Raw genomic sequence first — 22,302 nt, 5'->3', positions numbered from 1 at the left:
CCTCAGCGCATCAGGTTGGTCCAGACCCGGTCGGCCAGGCGGATGGCGCCTTCGCCGCAGGTCTTGCTGAACAGCACCTTGGTGCCTTCGGGGATGTGCAGCTCCGGGGCGTCCTTCAGGCTGGCGTCCAGGTAGGGCTCCACGCCCTTGACCGGACTCTGGTGCTTGAGGAAGTTCTGGGTCAGCGCGGCGTTCTCCGGCTGGCTCAGGAAGGCGATGAAGCGCTTGGCGTTATCCGGGTTGCGCGCGCCCTTGGGGATCACCAGGTTGTCCACCCAGGCCATCACCCCTTCCTTCGGATAGAGGTAGCGCAGGCTCGGTTTCATTTCCCGGGCGCGCATGGAGGAGCCGCCCCAGAACAGCGACATGTCGATCTCCCCGGAGGCCAGGTTCTCGCGAATGGAGCCGGCCTTGGAGCTGTAAGTCTTGACGAAGGGCTTCTGCGCCTTGAGCAGGTTCAGCACCTGCTGCATCTGCTTGGGGTCCTCGCTGCACAGCGGGATGTCGAGGTAGACGCTGGCGGCGTCTATCACCTCGCTGGCCGAGTCGAACATGTTGATCTTGCCCTGCAGCTCCGCCGGTGGCTGGAACAGCAGCGCCAGGCTGTCGGTCGGGCCTTTCCAGGTGGCGGTGTCCACCACGACGCTGGTGGTGCCCCAGATGAAGGGCACCGAGTAGGCGCCCTCCGGGTCCCAGCTGGGCTTCTTCAGGTTGTCGACGATGCTGGCGTAGTAGGGCTGCTGCACGGGGTCGAAGCGCTCCAGCAGCTGCTCCTGCACCAGGATCGGGACGAACTGGTGGGAGGGAATGGCCAGGTCATAGCCGGTGCCGCCCTGCTTGAGCTTGGCCAGCAGGGTCTCGTTGGAATCGTAGGAATCCACCGTGACCTTGATGCCGGTTTCCTTCTGGAACTTCTCCAGGATCTGCGGCGAGAAATAACCGCTCCAGCTCACCACGTTCAGTTGGCCATCGGCTTGGGCGGACAGGCTGAGGCTCAGCGCCAGGCCGGCGCCCAGGGTTTTCATCACTGCGTTCATGGGTTGGCTCTCCGATTAGTGTTTTTTCTTGCCGAGCAGGTAGGACAGGGTCACGAACAGCACGGAGACCCCGAGGATCAAGGTGGAAACGGCGTTCACGTCGGGCGTCACGCCCATCCGCAGCAGGCCGAAGATGAAGATCGGCAGGGTGGTGGTGCCGGCCTGGGAGACCATCATCGAGATCACGAAGTTATCCAGCGAGACGATGAAGGCCAGCATCAGCCCGGAGACGATTCCCGGCATCAGCAGCGGCAGGGTCACCTTGCGGAAGGTGCGCCACTGGCCGGCATAGAGGTCGGCGGCGGCCTGCTCCAGGGACAGGTCCATATCGTCCAGGCGGGCGCGGATCGGCAGGTAGGCGAAGGGAATGCAGAACACCGTGTGGGCGATGATCAGGTTGCCGTAGCCCAGCGACAGGCCGAGGGTGGAGAACAGCGCCAGGGTGGCGACGCCGACCACGATCTCCGGCAGCACCAGGGGCAGCATGATCGCGCCGATGGACAGGCGCATGCCCTTGAACTTCGCGCCCCGCGAGGTGCCCAGGGCCGCCAGGGTGGCGATGGCGGTGGCCGCGAGGCTCGCGCACACGGCGATCAGCAGGCTGTTGCCGGCTGCCTGGCGCAACGCCTGGTTGGCGAAGGCGGCGCGGTACCAGTCGAGGCTGAAGCCGGTCCAGATGGTGGCCGACTGGTTGGCGTTGAACGACAGCACCACCAGCACCAGGATCGGCGCGTAGAGGTAGAGATAGAACAGGAAACTGAATCCACCGAAACCGGGGAAATCCTGCACGCCCAGGCGGGCCTTGCCGAACAGGCGCACCATCACACACCTCCGCGCGCTTGGCGCTGGCGCTGGCGCTCGGCGCGCAGCGCATAAAGGGTCAGTACCAGCATCACCGCGGCCATCAGCACCAGCGACAGGGCGGCACCGAAGGGCCAGTTACGGGCATCGCTGAACTGCCGGAAGATCAGGTTGCCGAGCATCATCCTGGTCCCGCCGCCGAGCAGTTCCGGGGCGATCATGGCGCCGAGGCAAGGCACGAAGGTGAGGATGGCGCCGGCGAGGATGCCCGGCCGGGCGATGGGCAGCACCACCTTGCGCAGGGTGCGCCAGCGGCCGGCGTAGAGGTCCTGGGCGGCTTCCAGCAGGCGCATGTCCATCTTCTCCAGGCAGGCGTAGATGGGCAGCACCACGAAGGGCGCGTAGGTGTAGACCAGCCCCAGCAGCACCGCGCCGTCGGTGTAGAGCAGCTGCAACGGCTGGTCGATCAGGCCGAGGCCCATCAGGCCGCCGTTGACCACGCCGCTGCCGCGCAGCAGGAGGATCCAGGCGTAGGTGCGGATCAACAGGTTGGCCCAGAAGGGCACGGTGATCAGGAAGATCAGCAGCCCGCGGCGATGGGCCGGCTGCATGGCCAGCCACACCGCCACCGGAAAGCCCACCAGCAGGGTGATGAGCGTGGTGGCGGCGGCGATGCCCACGGAGCGCAGGGCGATCACCAGGTAGGAGTCGGCGAAGGCCAGGCTGTCGTCCAGCTGGCGCTCGAACAGCAGCGACAGATAGGACTCAGTGCTGAAGACGCGATTCACCCCGCCGTAGGGATTGGCTTCCATCAGCGAGTAGGCGACCACGATCAGGATCGGCAGGATCAGGAACAGGCCGATGGCGGCCAGGGCGGGTGAGACGCCGAGGAAGCTCTGCATGGCCTGGCGGCGCGCCAGGCGGGCGCCGGGCACAAGGGTTGTCGGATTCATGGCGATGGCCTCGTCGGGGTCAATCCAGCAGCACGCTGGCGCTGTCCGGATCCAGCAGCAGGGCGGCGGCCTCGCCGGCGCGGAAGCGCTGGCCGGCACGGTTGGGCGTGCGCACGGTGAGGCGGCTGCCGTCGCCGAGGCTGACGTGGTAGTGCAGGTCGGTGCCGAGGTAGACCTGGTTGTCGACGCGGCAGGGGATGGCGCCGCTCTGGGCCGCCTCCACCAGGTGCAGGCGCTCCGGACGAATCGACAGGCAGACGTCCTGGCCCGGCTTCACGCCTTCCCGCGCGGCGGCGCGGAATGGCTTGCCGCCGGGGCCCTGGTAGATCGCCTGGCCGCCTTCTTCCTGCAACAGGCGCGCCTCGATGAAATTGGTCTCGCCGATGAAGTCGGCGACGAAGCGATTGCGCGGCCGCTCGTAGATCTCGTCCGGCCGGCCCACCTGCTGCACCTGGCCTTCGGAAAGCACGGCGATGCGGTCGGACATGGCCAGGGCTTCTTCCTGGTCATGGGTGACGAAGATGAAGGTGATGCCGGTACGCGCCTGGATGCTTTTCAGCTCCTCGCGCATGGCCTGGCGCAGCTTGAGGTCCAGCGCGGAGAGGGGCTCGTCCAGCAGCAGGACCTTGGGGTGCGGCGCCAGGGCGCGGGCCAGGGCCACGCGCTGCTGCTGGCCGCCGGAGAGCTGGCTCGGGCGACGTTCGGCGAAGCGCTCCATCTGCACCATCGCCAGCATCTCGCGCACCCGCTCGGCCACCTCGGTGCGGCTCATGCGCTTGCCCATCGGGTGGGATTCCAGGCCGAAGGCGAGGTTTTCCGCGATGGTCATGTGGGGAAACAGCGCGTAGTGCTGGAACACGGTGTTGACCGGGCGCTTGAAGGGCGGCAGGTCGGCGATGTTCTCGCCGTAGAGGAGGATTTCCCCGGCGCTGGGGAACTCGAAGCCGGCGATCATCCGCAGCAGGGTGGTCTTGCCGCAGCCGGAAGGGCCGAGGAGGGTGAAGAACTCGTTGTCGCGGATATCCAGGTCGACGTTCTTCAGGGCCACCGGCCCGTTCTGCGGATCACCATAGACCTTGCGGACCGAGCGAACCGACACCGCTGCCGTGGGCAACGGAACATGCACCGCATTCATCACTGCGTCTCCTGTTCCCCGTGGTCGGCTGGCCGCGCAGGCTGGCGGCCGGGCCCGGGTCCACGGGCTTTTCGATTGTTGTTCTAGGCAGTCCCGGCGGTGGCCGGGCGTAACAGGGAGTGGATCGGGAGGTTGTTGTTATTGGCGCCTCGGGACCGATCATCTGGCAGGGGCTGCAGGCTATAAAGCTCAATTTTCTTACATGTGGTATTAAGAAAACTAACAGCCAGAAAGGTCAGCGCCTTCCATGTCCATTCGCCGTTTGCCACCGCTCAATGCCGTGCGCGCCTTCGAGGCGGCCGCCCAGTTGGGCAGCTATGTCGCGGCCTCCAGGGCCCTGCACGTCACCCAGCCGGCCATTGGCCGCCACGTGAAGCTGCTGGAGGATTGGCTGGGGGTGCAACTGTTCGACCGTACCCCGCGTGGCGTCGAGCTCACGCCGGCGGGGCGCGCCTACTACGCGCGGATCAGTGCCGCCCTTACGGAAATCGCCGACGCTGGCGACGAGGTGGCCCGCCAGGGAGAAGTGCGCTGGCTGAAGATTTTCGCGGTACCGGCTTTCGCCAAGCGCTGGCTTACGCCCAGGCTGGAGGCGGTGAGCCGCATGCGACCGGGGTTGAAGCTGCTGATCGAACCCAATTCCACCTTCACCGAGGTGGACGGGCGCAGCGCCGACCTGGGCATCGTCTACGGCATGCCCGGGCAGTACGGCGGAGCCCTCGCCACCCTGATGCGGCCCCGGGTCTTTCCGGTTTGCTCGCCGGAATACCTGGCCCGCGTCGGTCCCATCGAACGGGTAGAGGACCTCGCCCGACACCAGCTCATCCACTACGACAGCGAGTGGTGGAACCTCTGGTTCTCCAGCGTCGGCGTCGAGGTGCAGGTCAACCCCGACGTGCTCTACGTGAGCAACGACTACGTGCTGTCACTGGCCGAAAGCGGCCGTGGCATCGCCCTGGCCAATGAGGTGCTGGTGCGCAAGGAGCTGGAGGACGGTTCGCTGGTCAAGGCCGTGGATGTGGACGTGCCCCTGGAAAGCTACCAGCTGCTGACCCCACCGGGACGGGTGACGGCGGATGTGGAGTGGTTCCTCGAGTGGATTTCCGGGGCGTTGCGGGAGGAGTTCCCGGAGGCGTTTTCCGGGTAGGGGCGAATTCATTCGCCAAGGGCAACGCAGTTGCCCGGGGGATTCCACTGGCAGACCTGCGGTCTGCTTGGCGAATGAATTCGCCCCTACAACGAGCTCATCAGCCCCACCATCCCGCCAGTGCTTTCCTGTGGGCCTCATGGGCCGCTTCCTGCACGGTTGGCACGAATCGCAGGGGGGCGCCGGGCAGGCATTGGGCCAGGCGGGCCACGGCCAGCGGGGTCAGGGCACCGAGGCGGGGGTAGCCGCCGATGGTCTGGCGGTCGTTGAGCAGCACGATGGGCTGGCCGTCCGGCGGGACCTGCACAGCGCCCAGGGCGATGCCTTCGGAAATCATCGACTGGCGTTTGCAGGCCAACGCAGGCCCGAGCAGGCGCACGCCCATGCGGTCGGCGCGGGTGTCCACCGCCCACTGGCTGTTGAAGGCATCGAACAGGCTCTGGCCGGAAAAGTCGCCGGCCTGGGCGCCGAGGATCAGCTCCAGTCGGGCATCGCCGCTGAGGTCGGGTAGCCACTTGCGCGGCATGTCCCGCAGCTGCCGGACTTCGCCTTGCCAGCGTAGCCGGTCGCCGGCGGCCAGGGCCTTGCCGTCGGCATGCAGGCCGCCCAGTTCTTCCCGGGCCACCGAGGACAGGCTGCCGAGCTGGCGTTCGCCGAGGAAACCACCCGGCGCCGCGAGGTAGGCGCGGGCGCCCTGGCGCGGGTGGGCGAAGGCCAGGTGCTGGCCGCTGCGCACTTTGAAGGCGCCCCAGGCCGGCAGCGGCTGGCCGTCGAGGGTGGCGCCCAGGTCGGCGCCGGCGATGGCCAAGGCGCCGTCGCGCTCGCAGGTAAGGCTGAAGGCGCCCAGGCCGACTTCCACCACCGCCGCATCCAGCGGGTTGCCCAGCAGCCAGTTGGCCCAGCCCATGGACACCCAGTCCAGTGCGCCACCCTGGGTCACGCCCAGGTGGCGGCAACCGAAGCGGCCCTTGTCCTGGAGCAGGATGAAGGGGGTGCTGCTGTCAATGACAAGGCTCATTTGCAAGGCTCCAGCGGTGTGTCGTCGCCACCCAGGCGAATGAATTCGGCATGGTCGATGGGCTCGAAGCGCACCCGGTCACCGGCCTGCAGGAGGCTGTAGCCGGGCAGGCCGAGGTCGAACAGACGTACCGGGGTGCGCCCGAGAATGTTCCAGCCGCCGGGGCTCTCCACCGGGTAGACCGCCGTCTGCCGCTCGGCGATACCGACGCTGCCAGGGGCGATGCGTTTACGCGGTGTGGTCAGGCGCGGGGCGGCCAGGGCTTCCTCCACCAGGCCCATGAAGGCGAAACCGGGAGTGAAGCCCAGGGCGAACACCTGGTATTCGCGCTGGCTGTGGCGTTGGACCAGTTCGGCCACGCTGATCTGCTTGCGCTGTGCCAGGGGCTCCAGGTCCGGCCCCACGCGCGGGTCGTACCAGGTGGGGATGACGTGGGCGCGGCCAGTGGCGCGGGTTTCCGGGCTGAGACCGGTGAGCGCGCCGGCGATCAGCTCGCGGGCCTGGCGCGGGTCAAGCTGCTGGAGGTCGTAGTGCAGCAGCAGGGTCGTATAGGAGGGCACCAGGTCCACCAGGGCGGTGCCGAAGGCCTCGCGCAACCGCGTGCCCGCGGCCAGCATCCAGGGCATGTTGGCTTCGTCGATGCGATCGAACAGCCGCAGGATGAAGCTGTCGATGGCCGCCACTTCGATGCGCAGCTGCGGGGTGCTCATTGGGCCTCCAGTGCTTCACGTATGCGTTTGACCGCGGCCACCGACCCCGGGTTGTCGCCATGTACGCAAAGGGTGTGGGCCTTCAGCGGCAGCTCGCTGCCGTCGCTGGCCCGCAGGGATTCCCCGCGGGCGAGGGCGATGGCCTGGGCCACCACCAATTCCGGGTCGTGGTGCACCGCGCCGGGCAGGCTGCGGGACACCAGGTAACCCGCGCCATCGTAGGCGCGATCGGCAAAGGCCTCGAACCAGAGGGTCACCCCGTATTCGTCGCCGATGGCCTGGGCGGCGCCGTTGTCGCGGGTGCTCATCAGCATCAGCGGCAGTTGCCCATCGTAGGCCGCCACGGCACGCATCACCGCGGCGAGGACGGCCGGGTCGCGCATCATGTCCTGGTACAGCGCGCCATGGGGCTTCACGTAGCTGACCCGGGCGCCCTGGGCGCGGCAGAGGCCGTCGAGGGCACCGATCTGGTAGAGCATCAGGTCTTCCACCTCGGCCGGGGTGCAGGCCAGGGAGCGGCGGCCGAAGCCCACCAGGTCCGGGTAGCCGGGGTGGGCGCCGATGCTCACCCGGTGCTGCACCGCCAGGGCGATGGTGCGGCGCATGGTGCCGGGATCGCCGGCGTGGAATCCGCAGGCGATGTTGGCGCAGTCGATCAGCGGCATCACCTCGGCGTCCAGGCCCATCTTCCAGGCGCCGAAGCTTTCGCCGATATCGCAGTTCAGAAGCAGTCTGCTCATGGTCAGTCCTTCAGGTAATGGGGTGCCCGGCTGCCGGCCAATGGCACGGCAGCGGGTGGGTGCAGCTGAGAGGGGTCAGATTTCGAGTTGCTTGCCGCGGGTTTCCGGCAGGCTGAGGGCGGCGAGGATGACCACCCCGTAGGACACCGCGGCGAAACCACCGATGCCCGCGCCCAGCGAAACGTGCTGGCTGAGGATGCCGATCAGCATCGGGAAGAAGGCAGCGACGGCGCGGCCGATGTTGTAGCAGAAGCCCTGGCCCGAACCGCGGATACGGGTGGGGAACAGTTCGGTGAGGAAGGAGCCCATGCCGCTGAAGATGCCCGAGGCGAAGAAGCCCAGGGGGAAGCCCAGCCAGAGCATGGCGCCGTTGCTGACCGGCAGTTGGGTGTAGAGCAGCACCACGATGAAGGAGCCGACGGCGAAGAGGATGAAGTTCTTCTTGCGGCCGATCAGGTCGGTGAGGAAGGCGCTGATCACGTAGCCCACGTAGGAACCGAGGATCACCATCGCCAGGTAGCCGCCGGTACCGAGTACGGTCAGGCCGCGTTCTGCCTTGAGGAAGGTCGGCAGCCAGGACGTGATGGCGTAGTAGCCGCCCAGGGCGCCGGTGGTCAGCAGCGAGGCGCGCAGGGTGATGCTGAGCATGCCGGGTGCGAAGATTTCGTAGAAGTTGACCTTCTCGGCGCCCTGGTTGTGCTTCTGCGCTTCCTTGTAGATTTCCGGCTCCTTCACCAGGCGGCGAACGATGATCACGAAGATCGCCGGCAGCAGGCCGAGCATGAACAGTGCGCGCCAGGCGTCTTCCGGTGCCAGGATGCTGAACATCACGGCGTAGAGGAGGGCGGTAAAGCCCCAGCCGATGGCCCAGCCGGACTGCACCAGCCCCACGGCCTTGCCGCGATCCTTGGCCTTGATGACTTCGCCGATGAGCACCGCGCCGGCGGTCCACTCGCCGCCGAAGCCGAAGCCCATCAGGGTGCGGGCGATCAGCAGTTGTTCGTAGTTCTGCGCGAGGCCGCAGAGGAAGGTGAAGAAGGCGAACCAGAGTACCGTCAGTTGCAGGGTCAGCACGCGGCCGATGCGGTCGGAGAGGATGCCGGCCACCCAGCCGCCAGCGGCGGAGGCGAGCAGGGTGAGGGTGTGGATCAGGCCGGCTTCACCTGTGCTGATACCCCAGACGGCGATCAGCGTGGGGATGACGAAGCTGAGCATCTGGGTGTCCATGCCATCCAGGCCGTAGCCTATCTTGCAGCTCCAGAAGGTCCGTCGTTCCTGCTTGCTGAGGGCCCGGTACCAGCCGAAATGGCCGCCGTGGTCGTGGTCCAGGCCGCCCGCGTGGGTCGCTTGTTTTTGCATGGGGTACTCCGATCGCTGTTCTTGGCGTTGTATGAGCATTCGGCAGCTGCAAAGTCGGCGCCCGCAGCCTATGGGCCGATTCTTGAGCCGGGGTCGCGGGGCCGTCCAACTAATTAAACCGGCCCCCGGGGATAAGAAATTCCAATACCCGGCCCATGCCGCCAGGACTGGAGTTGTTCCTCGGCCGCAGGGCCGCGTTCGTCGTTCGTGGTGCCATCTGGCACAGGAAGTGCTTGAATCTACGGTATCTTTTCGCTTTTGCCGTGTTTGACCCCTAGCGTGCTGGTAACCGCCATGAACCTGAAGTTCCTTGAAACCTTCGTCTGGGTAGCCCGCCTGAAAAGCTTTCGCCTGACCGCCGAGAAGCTCTTCAGCACCCAGGCGTCCATCTCCAGTCGCATCGCAGTGCTGGAGGACGAACTGGGGGTGAAGCTGTTCGTGCGCGATTCCCGCGGCGTGACCCTGACGCCCGAAGGCCACAAGGTGCTGGAGTACGCCGAGCAGATGATGGACACCATGCACGCCCTGAAGCAGGCGATCGATACCAGTGCCGCCACCCAGGGGCGCATCCGCATCGGCGCCATGGATACGGTGATCCACACCTGGCTGAGCCCGCTGGTGTCCAAGGTGAACGAGCTGTACCCGGCGGTGGAGATCGAGCTGATGGCCGATACCGCGCGCAACCTCTCCGAGCAATTGCAGAAGGGCTACCTGGACCTGATTTTCGGCACCGATCCGTTGCGCCATGAGTCGGTGCTCAACCTCGAGCTGGGCAGCTATCCGCTGTGCTGGATCGTCTCCACCGGCTCCATCTATCACCGCGACTACGCCTCCCTGGCCGAGCTGGCCCGCGAGCGGGTGGTGACCTTCTCCAAGCATTCTCGGCCGCACCAGGATGTGCTCAGCCTGCTGCACGCCAATGGCGTGGCGGCACCGCGCCTGAGCTGCGTGAACTCGGTGGCGGCCATGACCCGCCTGCTGCGCGACGGTTTCGGTATCGGCGCCTTGCCGCCGGCCCTGGTGAGCCAGGAACTGGAACGGGGCGAACTGACCATCCTGCGTATCGGCCCGATGCCGCCGAGCCTGCCGCTGGTGATGTCCTGGCGCGGCGGCACCGGCCTGGAGCTGGTGGAGCAGGTGGTGAACGTGAGCAAGTCGGTGGTGGCGCACTACGCCGAGAACGTGGGCAAGGCGCATTTCGTGCCGGCCGAGCTGAAAAAGGGCGAAGGGCGACTGCGTCCGCTGTGATTCAATTTTCCCGATGCCCGGTCCCGGAAATTTCTTGTTGGACGGCCGGACCCGCGCGCCCCTGAATAGCCGCCAGAACAACAACCGGAGCCGGCCGATGAGCACGCCTGACCTCAAGCAACTTGCCCAACTTTCCCCTCGCGAACTGCGCAGGCTGATCCGCCGTGGCGACTACAGCGGCCACACCAGCGGCCTCGGCCAGCGCCACCTGCAGGCCAATATCGTGATTCTGCAGAAGTCCTGGGCGGACGAGTTCCTGCGCTTCTGCGTGCTCAACCCGCGTTCCTGTCCGCTGCTGGATGTCACCGAACCCGGCTCGCCCTGTTTCGAGAAACTGGGGGTGGATGTGGACGTACGCAGCGATGTACCGCGCTACCGTGTCCATCGGCGGGGGCGGGACTTCGAGGAAGTGACCGATATCGGCGAGCTCTGGGAGGCGGACTTCGTCGCCTTCGCCATCGGCTGCTCCTTCTCCTTCGAACAGGCGTTGCTGGATGCCGGCATCCACCTGCGGCATATCGAGCTCGGCCGCAACGTCGCCATGTACCGCACCGCCATCGACACCCATCCGGCCGGGCGCCTGGCGGGCAAGACGGTGGTCTCCATGCGTCCGCTGAAGGCCGCCGACGCCGTGCGCGCCATCGAGATCACCGCGCGCTTCCCCATGACCCACGGCGCGCCGGTGCATATCGGCGATCCCGCGCTGATCGGCATCCGCGACCTCGCCACCCCGGACTACGGTGACCCGGTGCCGGTGGCCGAGGATGAAATCCCGCTGTTCTGGGCCTGCGGCGTCACCCCCCAGGCGGTGCTGGCCGAGGCGGAGCCCGAGCTCTACATCACCCACGCGCCGGGCCACATGCTGGTGAGCGACAAGCTGTACGGCGAGGTGTGACGGGCTGGGGTACTGCTGTCGACGGGTATCGCCATGTGGACAGCCTGACCTCGTGGGCCAGGCTTTCGTAGGATGGGTGAAGTTCAGCGATACCCATCGGCGTGGGTGATGGGTATCGCGTTGCTCCACCCATCCTACGCACTCAAGACCCCGGGGTTGAGGTCCGGACCCCGTGGGCCCGCTCTCGTTGGAGGGTGTGGGCTCAGAACTTCTCGCGCTCGCCGAGGTAGCGCCACTGCCCGACAGGCACCTTGCCCATGGGGACGCCGCCGATGCGGATGCGCTTCATGCCCACCACTTCCAGGCCAACGGCGGCGCAGCAGGCCACGATCAGGCCCGGTTTCGGGTTCTTCAGGGCAAAGCGCAGGTGGGTTTCGTTCTGCCAGCTGGCCTTGACCGGCGGCAGCTCCTGGTTCCTGACCCGGATACCACGCTTGAGGCGCTCCAGCCCGTTCTCCACGAGGCTGCCGGTCACTTCCACCACATACTCCTGCTCCAGCTTGGCGGCGTCCTCGTTCAGTTTGCGCAGGGCGCGCCAGTCCTGGGTGAGCACCAGCAGGCCGCTGGCCCCCGGCTGCAAGGGCAGGGTGCTGGTCAGGCGGGCGAAGTGGCCCCGGAGCAGGCGCACTTCGGCGCGGTCGTCCGGCCAGTGGCTTTGCGGCGACAGCAGGCGCTGGGCGGCTTCCAGTGCCAGGCCGGCCGGCTGGTTCAGCAGCAGCGTCATAGGCTCCAGGAGGGCCGGGGTGGCGCCGGGCAGCAGGGCCACGGCCTGCTCCTCCACCTTGAACTGCGGCTGCTCGACCACCTCGCCATCCACCGTGACCCAGCCACCTTCGATGTACAGCTCCGCCTCCCGGCGCGAGCAGCCGGTCAGTTCGATAACACGTTTGGACAAGCGGATGGGGTCGGTCATGGGATGCGCCGCAAGAGAATTGGGGGCGCAATGGTAAACCCTTTGCAGGGCGGACCGCTGCAGGGACATTCCGGATCGATCGACCTGCAGTCCATCGTCGAATGCCCTGGCCGCTACCCGCAAACCGGCGCTGGCGCCGTCCTGCGGGAGCACCAGGGTTTGGCGAGTGAGGCTGGCTCAGGCCTGTGGCGCCTTGACCGCCGACTCCTTCACCAGTTTGTCCACCGCGCGTTGCAGGCGTTCCAGGTCGTCACGCAAGTGGTGCAAGGCTTCCCGGCGGTCGTGCAGCACTTCCTTCACGTAGCAGTGACCGGTCAGCCCGCGCAGCAGCAGGGCGGCGCCCACCCCGACGTTCCAGATACCCGACAGGCCGCCCCGACGGAAACCGCGCCGTGCCATCAGCAGGCCGCTGACAATGGAGCCGGCCCGCTCCCAGCCGTGGACGTTCGGCTCGTATGCCGGGTCCATGGTCCGCCATTGGTTGTCCATGGTCTGCATCCTCTCGCGTTGGTTTGACACTTGACCGACCTTGGGCGCCGCGCGTTCAGGCGCCGGGATGAGTGGTCAGCTCCGGGCGTGGCCTTTCCCCGCTTTCTTGCTGTAACTCAGCAGGTACAGGCTGAGGATGAATCGGGCCGACACCAGGGACAGCAGCCCCAGGATGCCGAACGCGACGATCAGGGTGACGCCGCCGTGGGTGGCGGTGATCTCGGAAAACACCGCAAGCCCCACGGCCATCAGGAACATCACCACCCCGAACCACTGCACCGCCTGTACTCCACGGAAGATCGGCGACTGCCGGACCTCGTGCAGGAGCCGGCTGTATTCACTTTCATCGGCCATGCTTGTGTCCTCGGTAGTTCGAACGGCGACCGGGCGGCAGAAATCCCCGGTTGGTCCAGAATGCATGGGGCGGAGGAGGGCAGGAAGATGGGCGACCAACGGGCGATCGCGCTTGCGGGCACGCGGGAACCACGGGGCTTGCCGATTGGCCCGCGGCTCGTGGCCAGGCCGGCAGACAGGCCTGGGCTGGCGGCATCGAACCTCACCCGTGAACCCTGACACATCCACGCCATTTCCAAGGGGCCGACCATGGCATTCATCGACGACCTGGCCTTCCTGCTGGCCTTGCTCACCGCCGTCGCCTGCGGGCTGATGGGCGGACTCTTTTTCGCCTTTTCCAATTTCGTGATGCAGGCGCTCGCGCGCATCCACCCGGAAGCGGGCATCACCGCCATGCAATCGATCAACCGGACCGTGCTCAACCGCTGGTTCCTCGGCCTCTTCATGGGTACCACCGGCGCCTGCGCGCTGCTGGTCCTCTATGCCCTTTCCACCTGGGAAATGCCCGGCACCTTCTTCCTGCTGCTGGGCAGCCTGCTCTACCTGCTGGGCAACTTCGCGGTGACCCTGGCCTGCAACGTTCCGCGCAACAACGCCCTGGCACGGTTGGATGCGGGTAGCCCGGAATCGGTCGCCCCCTGGCGCAACTATGTGGAGGAGTGGACGCGCTGGAACCATGTGCGCACCGGCACGGCGCTGCTGGCGGCAGCGGTGATGATCGTGGGGATGTGCCTGATGCTGACGGTGGATTGAGGGGCGAGATTTTCCCGCCATAATGGCGCCCCTTTTTCCATCCCTGATCGATAAGGCCGGCCCCGATGTCTTTTGTCGAGCTCTTTCTCCTGGGCATCCCCGCCGTGTTGCTCACGGGCATTTCCAAGGGTGGCTTCGGTGGCGCCCTGGGTGGCATCGCGGTGCCGCTGCTGGCGCTGATGATGCCGCCGACCCAGGCGGCGGCGATCATGCTGCCGATCCTCTGCATGGCGGATATCACCGGCCTGCGCCGCTTCTACGGCAAGTGGGACGTGCGCAACCTGAAGATCATGCTGCCCGGCGCGCTGCTGGGCGTGCTGGCGGGCACCCTCAGCTTCGGGCTGCTCAGCGAGCGGCTGATCGGCCTGATGATCGGTGGCATCGCCATCGCCTTCTTCCTGCTCAACGTGCTGAATGCCGCGGCGGCCCAGGCCCCCAGCGAACCCCGGGCAGGCAAGGGCACCTTGCTGTCCGGCATCGCCGGTTTCACCAGCTTCGTCGCCCATGCCGGCGGCCCGCCGATCATGATGTACCTGCTGCCGCAGCAGATGGACAAGGTGCGCTACGTCGCCACGGTGAATTGCTTCTTCCTGCTGACCAATGCCGTCAAGGTGGTGCCCTACGCGTTGCTGGGGCAGTTCACCCGCACCAGCCTCACCGCCAGCCTGGCCCTGGCGCCGGTCGTGGTGTTCGGGGTGTGGCTGGGCATCTGGCTACAGAGCCGGGTCAACCACAGCTGGTTCTATCGCATCGCCTGGGCCGGGCTGCTGGTGACGGGCGTGCAGCTGATCGTGCAGAACGCCTAGACGCTGGCCTTTCAGCTGGTCTAGCGTTGCAGCGCTTTTGACCGAGGGAAGAAAGGAGTTCTGCCCCATGAGCGATTCCATGCAATTGAACAAGGCCAACTGGGACGAGCGCGCGCCGCTGCACGCAGCTTCTCGCGATTACGCGGTGGAGCGCTTCGTCGCCGAGCCCGGCTACCTGTCGGAGGTGGTGCGCTTCGACCTGCCGCGCCTGGGTGACATCGCCGGCCTGAGCGGCGTGCATCTGCAGTGTCATATCGGCACTGACACCCTGTCGCTGGCCCGACTGGGCGCACAGATGACCGGCCTCGATTTCTCGCCGACCTCCCTCGAACAGGCAGGCCTGCTGGCGCGGCGCTGCGGGGTGGAAATCGGCTTCGTCGAGTCCGATGTCTACCGCGCCGACCAGGTGCTGCCGGTAGGCGCTTTCGACCTGGTCTACACCGGCATCGGCGCCATCAACTGGCTGCCGCGCATCGACGACTGGGCGCGGGTGGTATCCGCCCTGTTGAAACCCGGTGGACGGCTGTTCATGCGCGAGGGGCACCCCATGCTCTACGCGGTGAACGAGGCGCGCGAGGATGCCCTGGTGATCGACTACCCCTATTTCGAGCGAACCGAGCCCACGGTGTGGGACGACGACAGCAGCTATGTGGAGACCGACGCCAGCCTGACGGCGACCCGCACCCACGAGTGGAATCATGGCCTGGGCGAGGTGGTTTCCGCATTGCTGAAGCACGGCCTGCAGCTCACCGCACTGGAAGAGCACGACAGCCTTCCCTGGGAAGCCCTGCCGGGGCGGATGGTGCTGGATGACTTGGGGGAATGGCGGTTGAAGCGGGACCGCTGGCGACTGCCCCTGAGCTACACCCTGCAAGCGGTGAAGCGGGGGGAAGGCGGATCGGTCGTTTGCGCGGAGATAAAAGAAGCCGTCACGGCGCATGCAACTTACGGGGGGAGGTGGCGACCGTGACGGCTCGAACTGTCCTTAGCAAGGGGACAAATTCACGTTAGTCGATACCTGGCGTTGGCGCTGCGAAACCCGCGGCACTATTCGACTTTGGTGTAACACCTTTTGTCGCCCGATCGGGACGTGATGGTCTGCTGCCGGCCGGGCGTCCCTGGTGGATCGATGAAGCGTGATCGACCTTACGAAAGGTGGTCGAGGCCCTGGCTACGGCGCTCCTGGAAATACTGGCGGAAGAACTCCACCGTCACGCGGATCTTGGCCGAGGTGTCCAGCGGCGCGGCGTACACCGCCCAGATGTTCGCCGGCTGGCTGTACTCGGGCAGCACGTGCACGAGACGGCCATTGTCCAGGCTTTCGCCCACGTCCCACCAGGAACGCAGGGCGATGCCGCGGCCGTCCACTGCCCACTGGTGGACGATCTCGCCGTTGTTGGCCGACAGCGGCCCGGTGACCTTCACGCTTTCCTCGCCCGCCGGCCCGTGCAGGCGCCAGAGGCCAAAGGGATGGTCGCGTTCCTTGATCACCAGGCAGTCGTGGCCGGCCAGTTCCGCCAGGCTTCCGGGTGTGCCCTGGCGCGCCAGGTAGGCGGGAGCGGCGCAGAGGATGCGGCTGTTCGTCGCCAGCGGCTTGGCGATCAGGTTGGGGGCGATGTTGTCGCCGATGCGGATGTCCAGGTCGAAGCCTTCGTCGATCAGGTCCACCAGGCGGTCGAACAGGTCCAGGCGGATGTCCAGGGCCGGGTAGCGCGCCGACAGTTCGGACAGTGCGGGGGCCACCAGGCGTCGGCCGAGGCCGAAGCTGCTGACGATGCGCAGTTGCCCACGGGGTTCCTGGTGCAGTTCGGAGACTTCATCGGTCATCCGCTCCACCGCGTCGAAGATGTGCTGAGCCCAGCGGTATACGCGCTCGCCGTCCTCGCTCACCGCCACCCGCCGGGTGGTGCGGTGCAGCAAGCGCACGCCGAGGCTTTCTTCCAGCAGGCGGATGCGCTTGCTGACGAAGGCGGGGGAGGTGCCCATCTCGCTGGCCACCGCGGCGAAACTGGAGCGGCGGGCTACCAGGACGAAGACGCGGAGGTCTTCAAGGTTCGGCAGACTATTCACGATTCGTGTCTTATCTATCAATGAAGTGCTGGATTATCTTTGCGGATAGTCCTTATAGCATGGTCGTCACACCGCCTGAACAGGGCGTCTTCACCAGGGGCACGACCATGAGCAAGACATTCAAGATTGCCGCCATTCCCGGCGACGGCATCGGCAACGAAGTTCTCCCCGAGGGCCTGCGGGTCGTCGAGGCGGCGGCCCGCAAGTGGGGCCTGGACCTGTCCTTCGAGACCATCGAGTGGGCCAGCTGCGACTACTACCTGCAGCACGGCAAGATGATGCCGGACGACTGGTTCGAGCAGCTCAAGGGCTTCGACGCCCTGTACTTCGGTGCCGTGGGCTGGCCGGACAAGGTGCCAGACCACATCTCCCTGTGGGGCTCGCTGCTGAAGTTCCGCCGCGACTTCGACCAATACGTGAACATCCGTCCGGTGCGTCTGTTCCCCGGGGTGCCGTGCCCGCTGGCCGGCCGCGAGCCGGGCGACATCGACTTCGTGGTGATCCGCGAAAACACCGAGGGCGAGTACTCCGCCCTGGGCGGCCGCATGTTCGAGGGCACCGAGCACGAGTTCGTGCTGCAGGAGTCGGTGTTCACCCGCCGTGGCGTCGACCGTATCCTCAAGTACGCCTTCGACCTGGCCCAGACCCGCGAGCGCAAGCAACTGACCGCCGCCACCAAGTCCAATGGCATGGCGGTGAGCATGCCCTACTGGGACGAGCGGGTCGCCGCGATGGCGGAGAAGTACCCCGAGATCAAGTGGGACAAGCAGCACATCGACATCCTCTGTGCGCGCTTCGTGCTGCAGCCGGACCGTTTCGATGTGGTGGTGGCCTCCAACCTGTTCGGTGACATCCTCTCCGACCTGGGCCCGGCCTGCGCCGGCACCATCGGCATCGCGCCCTCGGCCAACCTCAACCCGGAGCGCAACTTCCCGTCCCTGTTCGAGCCGGTGCATGGTTCGGCGCCCGACATTTACGGCCGCAATATCGCCAACCCCATCGCCATGATCTGGTCCGGCGCGCTGATGCTGGACTTCCTCGGCAACGGCGATGAGCGCTACAAGGCGGCCCACGACGGCATCCTGCGCGCCATCGAGCAGGTCATCGCCGAAGGTCCGGTCACCCCGGATCTGGGGGGCAAGGCTTCGACCCAGGAAGTGGGCAAGGCGATCGCCGACGCGCTTTGAGTTCCATCCGGCCGCCCCGTGATAACGGGCGGCCGTTGCGTTTTTGCAGGTGACAGACGGCCTGCAAATTGTCCGACAGGAGTTGCTTTGAAGGCGTATTTCGGACAAGCTGTTAACCAATGGATTAACGTAAACCAATGATTAACAAATAGCGTAGTCCGGTGACCTCCCTGCCTGAAGGAGGCCCGGGGTATCCAGTTCCAGGAGACATCGATGTCCAACAACAATAAGAAAGACATGTTCTTGATCACGGCGAGCCTGATCGCCGTGGCCTTGACCGTGTTCGGCCTTGCTGCTTTCCCCGCTGAATCGGAGGCGCTGGCCAATCGCCTCTTCGAAATTTCCACCCGCACCTTCGGCACCGCCGTGCAGCTCTTCGTGTTCGGTTGCGCCCTGGCCGTGCTGTACCTGGCGTTCAGCAAGTACGGCAACATCCGCCTCGGCAACGGCAAGCCGGAATACCCGACCATGACCTGGGTGTTCATGTTCATCTGCGCCGGCATGGGGTCCTCGACCCTCTATTGGGGCGTGATGGAGTGGGCCTACTACTACCAGACCCCCGGCCTGAACATCGCTCCCGGTACCCGCGAGGCGCTGGACTTCAGCGTCAGCTATTCGTTCTTCCACTGGGGCATCAGCGCCTGGGCGCTCTACGCGCTGTCGTCGCTGGCGCTGGCCTATCACTTCCACGTGCGCAAGAAGAGCGGCCTGGGCTTGGCCTCGATCATCGAGGCGGTCACCGGCTTTCGCGCCAACGGCCCGGTGGGCCGGGCGGTGGACATGATCTTCCTGCTCACCATGTTCGGTGCGCTGACCGTGTCCCTGGCGCTCACCGCGTCCACCCTGACCCGTGGCCTGTCAGGCCTGACCGGCATCCCGGACACCTTCGTCACCCAGCTGGTGGTGATTGGTGCCGTGGCGGTGATCTTCTCCCTCAGCTCCTACATCGGCATCGATGACGGCATGCAGCGCCTGTCGAAAATGGTCTGCGTGGGCGCCCTGGGCTTCGCCGGCGTGGTGTTCCTGGTCGGCCCGACTCAGTTCACCCTGAACAACACTGCCAACGCCATCGGCCTGATGATTCAGAACTACGTGCACATGAGCCTGTTCACCGACCCGGCCGGCGACGGTGCCTTCACCCGCAACTGGACGGTGTTCTACTGGCTGTGGTGGGTGTCCTACGCACCGGGCGTGGCCATGTTCGTCACCCGCGTGTCCAAGGGCCGCAAGATCAAGGAAGTGGTTGCCGCGCTGCTGCTCGGCGGCAGCCTGGGTTGCTGGTTCTTCTTTGGTGCCCTGGAAAGCTACAGCATGCACCAGTTCATCAATGGGGCCATCGACGTGCCGCGCATTCTCAGCGAGCAGGGCGGTGAGACGGCCGTGGAAGTGCTGCTGACCGCGCTGCCCTTCGGCAAGGTATTCCTGGCGGTGTACCTGTTCATCATGGCGGTGTTCTGCGCTTCCCACATGGACGCGGCGGCCTATGCCGTGGCGGCCACCAGCACCCGCAACCTCCAGGAAGGCCAGGACCCGACACCGACCCACCGCCTGTTCTGGTGCGTGATGCTGACCCTGATCCCGCTGGCCATGCTGTTCGCCAAGGCGTCGTTGTCCACCATGAAGACCGCCGTGGTGCTGACCGCGATTCCCTTCCTGGCGATCCTGCTGACCAAGATCTACGGCTTCTTCAAATGGATGATGGAGGACTACGGCAGCATGCCGGCCCACCTGATCGAGGAAGAAGCGGTGCGCCGTGGCCTGGACGAGAGCGTCGAGCCGCCCCGGGGCGAGGAGAAAGTCCGCCTGAGCACTGCCACCGCGCAATGAGTTGAGTTGTGCCGAGCCTGCACAGGGACGTGCAGGGTAGGGTGGGCTTCAGCCCACGCGGACCGTCGATGGTGGGCTGAAGCCCACCCTACAAAATGGCCGGTCCAAAAAATTTTGCCCGATCTGTTAACCAACAGATTTGTGTTAACCAAAAGTAAATAGCTGTGACGCCCCGGCCTCGGCCGGTGCCTTGAAAATGCCTGGAGTACAGACGATGAACGACATCAAACGCCTGCCCGCAGACTTCTGCGCCAACCCGGACGTGGCCTACACCATTCCGGCCAGCTACTACACCCGCCCGGAGATCTTCGAACACGAGAAGGAAAAGATCTTCGCCAACAGCTGGGTCTGCGTGGGGCACCGCAGCGAGGTCGCCGAGAACAACGCCTACATCACCCGCGAATACATCGGCGAGAGCATCATCGTCGTGCGTGGCCGCGACGGTGAGCTGCGCGCCTTCTACAACGTCTGCCCGCACCGTGGCCACCAGCTGCTGCAAGGCAACGGCAAGGCCAAGAACGTCATCACCTGCCCGTACCACGCCTGGACCTTCAAGCTCGACGGCGAGCTGGCCCATGCGCGCAACTGCGATCACGTGGCCGACTTCGACAAGGCCAACTCCAGCCTGGTGCAGCTGCGTGTAGAGGAATACGCCGGCTTCATCTTCGTCAACATGAACAAGGACGCCGGCAGCGTCGAAGAGCAGCTGCCGGGCATGGAAGCGCGCCTGCGCCAGGCCTGCCCGGTGGTGGACGACCTGCACCTGGCCGCCCGCTTCGTCACCGAGACCCCGGCCAACTGGAAGTCCATCGTCGACAACTACATGGAGTGCTACCACTGCGCCCCGGCCCACCCGGGCTTCTCCGACTCCGTCGACGTCGGCCAATACACCCACACCATGCACGGCAACTGGTCGCTGCAGTACGGCGTGGCCAAGCCGTCCGAGAAATCCTTCAAGTTCGACGAGTCGGTCAAGGACCCGTCCTTCAGCGGCTTCTGGGCCTGGCCCTGCACCATGTTCAACGCCCCGCCCGGCGGCAACTTCATGACCGTGATCTACGAGTTCCCGGTCAGCGCCGAAGTGACCCTGCAGCACTACGACATCTACTTCCTGAACAAGGACATCACCCCCGAACAGCAGGCGCTGATCGAGTGGTACCGCGACGTCTTCCGTCCGGAAGACCTGCGCCTGGTGGAGAGCGTGCAGAAAGGCCTGAAGTCCCGCGGCTATCGCGGCCAGGGCCGGATCATGGTCGACAGCCAACGCAGCGGCCAGAGCGAGCACGGCATCGCCCACTTCCACAACCTGATCGCCGTCGCCCACCTGGACCGTTGATGGCTGTGGCCGCCGCGGCAGCGCGGCGGCCCGCCTCGCGAGGAGGAATCAAAGAGTGAACCTGAAAGACAACGACCTGTTCCGCCAGCAGGCCTTCATCGCCGGTGCCTGGTGCGACGCCGATGATAGCCGCACGGTGGACGTGACCGACCCGGCCAGCGGTGAGCTGCTGGGGCAGGTGCCCAACATGGGCGGCGCCGAGACCCTGCGCGCCATCGAGGCTGCCGACTCCGCGCTGCCGGCCTGGCGCGCCCGTACCGCCAAGGAACGCGCGCAGATCCTGCGCCGCTGGTTCGAGCTGATGCTTGAGCACGAGGACGACCTGGCCCGCCTGATGACCCTGGAGCAGGGCAAGCCCCTGGCCGAAGCCGTGGGCGAAATCCGCTATGCCGCCTCCTTCATCGAGTGGTTCGCCGAAGAGGGCAAGCGTATCTATGGCGACGTGATTCCCTCGCCGGCCGGCGACAAGCGCCTGGTGGTGATCAAGCAGGGCATCGGCGTCTGCGCCGCCATCACCCCCTGGAACTTCCCCTCGGCCATGATCACCCGCAAGGTGGCGCCGGCCCTGGCGGCGGGCTGCACCATCGTGGTCAAACCCGCCAACGAGACCCCGTTCTCCGCCCTGGCCCTGGCTGAGCTGGCCAAGCGCGCCGGTGTACCGGACGGCGTGCTCAGCATCGTCACCGGCGACGCGGTGGCCATCGGCGCCCAGCTCACCGGCAACCCGCTGGTGCGCAAGCTCAGCTTCACTGGCTCCACCCCGGTGGGCCGCCTGCTGATGGGCCAGTGCGCACCCACCATCAAGAAAGTCTCCCTGGAGCTGGGCGGCAACGCGCCCTTCATCGTCTTCGATGACGCCGATATCGACGCAGCGGTCGAAGGCGCGCTGGTCGCCAAGTACCGCAATGCCGGCCAGACCTGCGTCTGCGTCAACCGCTTCTACATCCATGACGCCATCTACGACGCTTTCGCCCAGCGCTTCGCCGCGAAGGTGCGCGAATTGCGCGTCGGCCACGGCCTGGAAGGCGGCACCCAGATCGGCCCGCTGATCACCGGCAAGGCTCTGGACAAGGTCCGCAGCCTGATGACCGACGCGCTGGAGAAGGGCGCCGAGGTGCTGGTGGGCGGCGAAACCCACGACCTGGGCGGCAACTTCCTCCAGCCCACGGTGCTGACCGGCGTGGCGCCGGGCATGCAGCTGCTGGACGAGGAAATCTTCGGCCCGGTGGCGCCCCTGGTGCGCTTCTCCTCTGACGAGGAAGTGGTGCTTCTCGCCAACGACACCCTCTACGGCCTGGCGGCCTATTTCTACAGCCGCGATATCGGCCGCGTGTGGAAGATCGCCGAGCAGCTGGAGTACGGCATGGTCGGTATCAACACCGGCCTGATCTCCAACGAGGTGGCCCCCTTCGGTGGCGTCAAGCAGTCCGGCCTCGGCCGCGAAGGCTCGAAGTACGGCATCGAGGACTACCTGGAAATGAAGTACCTGTGCCTCGCCGTCTGACGGCGGGCACCACGCACCAT

The 22,302-nt window shown here is 66.0% G+C and carries 22 protein-coding genes; 10 read left to right on the top strand and 12 right to left on the bottom strand.

Going from position 1 to position 22,302, the window contains the following annotated elements:
- Positions 1–2: 2 nt before the first annotated feature.
- Genes ACFW0H_RS28150 through ACFW0H_RS28135 form a run of 4 tightly spaced genes read right to left on the bottom strand, consistent with a single transcriptional unit; the run spans position 3 to position 3,926 of the window.
- Positions 3–1,037, bottom strand: coding sequence for an ABC transporter substrate-binding protein (locus ACFW0H_RS28150; protein WP_422917146.1), 1,035 nt, complete (start codon positions 1,035–1,037; stop codon positions 3–5).
- 15 nt (positions 1,038–1,052) lie between these two features.
- Positions 1,053–1,859 carry an ABC transporter permease gene (locus tag ACFW0H_RS28145; RefSeq protein WP_422917145.1) on the bottom strand — a complete coding sequence of 269 codons (807 nt, stop codon included), beginning with the start codon at positions 1,857–1,859 and terminating at the stop codon, positions 1,053–1,055.
- On the bottom strand, positions 1,859–2,791 hold the full coding sequence (locus ACFW0H_RS28140; RefSeq protein ID WP_422917144.1) for an ABC transporter permease: 933 nt from the start codon (positions 2,789–2,791) through the stop codon (positions 1,859–1,861). Before ACFW0H_RS28140 ends, ACFW0H_RS28145 begins: the two co-directional genes overlap by 1 nt.
- A gap of 19 nt (positions 2,792–2,810) precedes the next feature.
- A complete protein-coding gene (locus ACFW0H_RS28135; protein ID WP_422917143.1) occupies positions 2,811–3,926 on the bottom strand; it encodes an ABC transporter ATP-binding protein in 1,116 nt (371 codons plus the stop codon).
- A 247-nt stretch (positions 3,927–4,173) separates the two neighbouring features.
- Here ACFW0H_RS28135 and ACFW0H_RS28130 point away from each other — a divergent pair, with 247 nt between their 5' ends.
- Positions 4,174–5,073 carry a LysR substrate-binding domain-containing protein gene (locus ACFW0H_RS28130; protein ID WP_422917142.1) on the top strand — a complete coding sequence of 300 codons (900 nt, stop codon included), beginning with the start codon at positions 4,174–4,176 and terminating at the stop codon, positions 5,071–5,073.
- 100 nt (positions 5,074–5,173) lie between these two features.
- On the opposite strand, the gene ACFW0H_RS28125 is transcribed toward ACFW0H_RS28130, so the two are convergent.
- From ACFW0H_RS28125 to ACFW0H_RS28110, 4 genes are all read right to left on the bottom strand, one after another.
- Positions 5,174–6,091: a 5-oxoprolinase subunit C family protein gene (locus tag ACFW0H_RS28125; protein WP_422917141.1), complete on the bottom strand. Its 918-nt coding sequence runs from the start codon at positions 6,089–6,091 to the stop codon at positions 5,174–5,176.
- Positions 6,088–6,801, bottom strand: a complete 714-nt coding sequence (locus tag ACFW0H_RS28120; RefSeq protein WP_422917140.1) for a 5-oxoprolinase subunit B family protein — start codon at positions 6,799–6,801, stop codon at positions 6,088–6,090. Before ACFW0H_RS28120 ends, ACFW0H_RS28125 begins: the two co-directional genes overlap by 4 nt.
- Entirely contained in the window at positions 6,798–7,541 is a 744-nt protein-coding gene (locus ACFW0H_RS28115) for a 5-oxoprolinase subunit PxpA (RefSeq protein WP_422917139.1), read from the bottom strand. Before ACFW0H_RS28115 ends, ACFW0H_RS28120 begins: the two co-directional genes overlap by 4 nt.
- A 75-nt stretch (positions 7,542–7,616) precedes the next feature.
- Entirely contained in the window at positions 7,617–8,900 is a 1,284-nt protein-coding gene (locus tag ACFW0H_RS28110) for an MFS transporter (protein WP_422917138.1), read from the bottom strand.
- Positions 8,901–9,194: 294 nt separating this feature from the next.
- Here ACFW0H_RS28110 and ACFW0H_RS28105 point away from each other — a divergent pair, with 294 nt between their 5' ends.
- Together ACFW0H_RS28105 and ACFW0H_RS28100 are read left to right on the top strand one after the other, a co-directional pair.
- Positions 9,195–10,148 carry a LysR family transcriptional regulator gene (locus ACFW0H_RS28105; protein ID WP_422917137.1) on the top strand — a complete coding sequence of 318 codons (954 nt, stop codon included), beginning with the start codon at positions 9,195–9,197 and terminating at the stop codon, positions 10,146–10,148.
- A gap of 97 nt (positions 10,149–10,245) precedes the next feature.
- Positions 10,246–11,043, top strand: coding sequence for a putative hydro-lyase (locus ACFW0H_RS28100; RefSeq protein ID WP_422917136.1), 798 nt, complete (start codon positions 10,246–10,248; stop codon positions 11,041–11,043).
- Positions 11,044–11,245: 202 nt separating this feature from the next.
- Here the strand turns inward: ACFW0H_RS28100 and ACFW0H_RS28095 are convergent, their stop codons facing one another.
- From ACFW0H_RS28095 to ACFW0H_RS28085, 3 genes are all read right to left on the bottom strand, one after another.
- Positions 11,246–11,956, bottom strand: a complete 711-nt coding sequence (locus ACFW0H_RS28095) for an rRNA pseudouridine synthase (protein WP_422917135.1) — start codon at positions 11,954–11,956, stop codon at positions 11,246–11,248.
- 177 nt (positions 11,957–12,133) lie between these two features.
- Entirely contained in the window at positions 12,134–12,445 is a 312-nt protein-coding gene (locus ACFW0H_RS28090) for a YgaP family membrane protein (RefSeq protein WP_422917134.1), read from the bottom strand.
- A 75-nt stretch (positions 12,446–12,520) separates the two neighbouring features.
- Positions 12,521–12,799 (bottom strand): hypothetical protein, encoded by a 279-nt coding sequence (locus ACFW0H_RS28085; protein ID WP_422917133.1) that lies wholly within the window; start codon positions 12,797–12,799, stop codon positions 12,521–12,523.
- 249 nt (positions 12,800–13,048) lie between these two features.
- Between ACFW0H_RS28085 and ACFW0H_RS28080 the strand changes: the two genes are divergently transcribed.
- From ACFW0H_RS28080 to ACFW0H_RS28070, 3 genes are all read left to right on the top strand, one after another.
- Positions 13,049–13,552, top strand: a complete 504-nt coding sequence (locus tag ACFW0H_RS28080) for an anthrone oxygenase family protein (RefSeq protein WP_422917132.1) — start codon at positions 13,049–13,051, stop codon at positions 13,550–13,552.
- Between the two features lie 65 nt (positions 13,553–13,617).
- Positions 13,618–14,358, top strand: a complete 741-nt coding sequence (locus ACFW0H_RS28075) for a sulfite exporter TauE/SafE family protein (RefSeq protein WP_422917131.1) — start codon at positions 13,618–13,620, stop codon at positions 14,356–14,358.
- Positions 14,359–14,425: 67 nt separating this feature from the next.
- Positions 14,426–15,328 (top strand): class I SAM-dependent methyltransferase, encoded by a 903-nt coding sequence (locus ACFW0H_RS28070; protein WP_422917130.1) that lies wholly within the window; start codon positions 14,426–14,428, stop codon positions 15,326–15,328.
- 176 nt (positions 15,329–15,504) lie between these two features.
- Here the strand turns inward: ACFW0H_RS28070 and ACFW0H_RS28065 are convergent, their stop codons facing one another.
- A complete protein-coding gene (locus ACFW0H_RS28065; protein ID WP_422917129.1) occupies positions 15,505–16,428 on the bottom strand; it encodes a LysR substrate-binding domain-containing protein in 924 nt (307 codons plus the stop codon).
- A 107-nt stretch (positions 16,429–16,535) separates the two neighbouring features.
- Here ACFW0H_RS28065 and ACFW0H_RS28060 point away from each other — a divergent pair, with 107 nt between their 5' ends.
- From ACFW0H_RS28060 to gabD, 4 genes are all read left to right on the top strand, one after another.
- Positions 16,536–17,615, top strand: a complete 1,080-nt coding sequence (locus ACFW0H_RS28060; RefSeq protein WP_422917128.1) for a tartrate dehydrogenase — start codon at positions 16,536–16,538, stop codon at positions 17,613–17,615.
- Between the two features lie 213 nt (positions 17,616–17,828).
- The gene (locus tag ACFW0H_RS28055; protein ID WP_422917127.1) at positions 17,829–19,442 is read left to right on the top strand and encodes a BCCT family transporter; all 1,614 of its coding nucleotides are present in this window, start codon (positions 17,829–17,831) and stop codon (positions 19,440–19,442) included.
- 214 nt (positions 19,443–19,656) lie between these two features.
- Entirely contained in the window at positions 19,657–20,778 is a 1,122-nt protein-coding gene (locus ACFW0H_RS28050) for an aromatic ring-hydroxylating oxygenase subunit alpha (RefSeq protein ID WP_422917126.1), read from the top strand.
- 55 nt (positions 20,779–20,833) lie between these two features.
- On the top strand, positions 20,834–22,282 hold the full coding sequence (gabD, locus tag ACFW0H_RS28045) for an NADP-dependent succinate-semialdehyde dehydrogenase (RefSeq protein WP_422917125.1): 1,449 nt from the start codon (positions 20,834–20,836) through the stop codon (positions 22,280–22,282).
- Positions 22,283–22,302 lie beyond the last annotated feature (20 nt).

This window comes from Metapseudomonas cellulosilytica, assembly GCF_049334135.1.
Classification (GTDB): domain Bacteria; phylum Pseudomonadota; class Gammaproteobacteria; order Pseudomonadales; family Pseudomonadaceae; genus Metapseudomonas.
The sequence above is the reverse complement of the archived record's forward strand: the minus strand, read 5'-3'. Positions and strand labels throughout refer to the sequence as shown.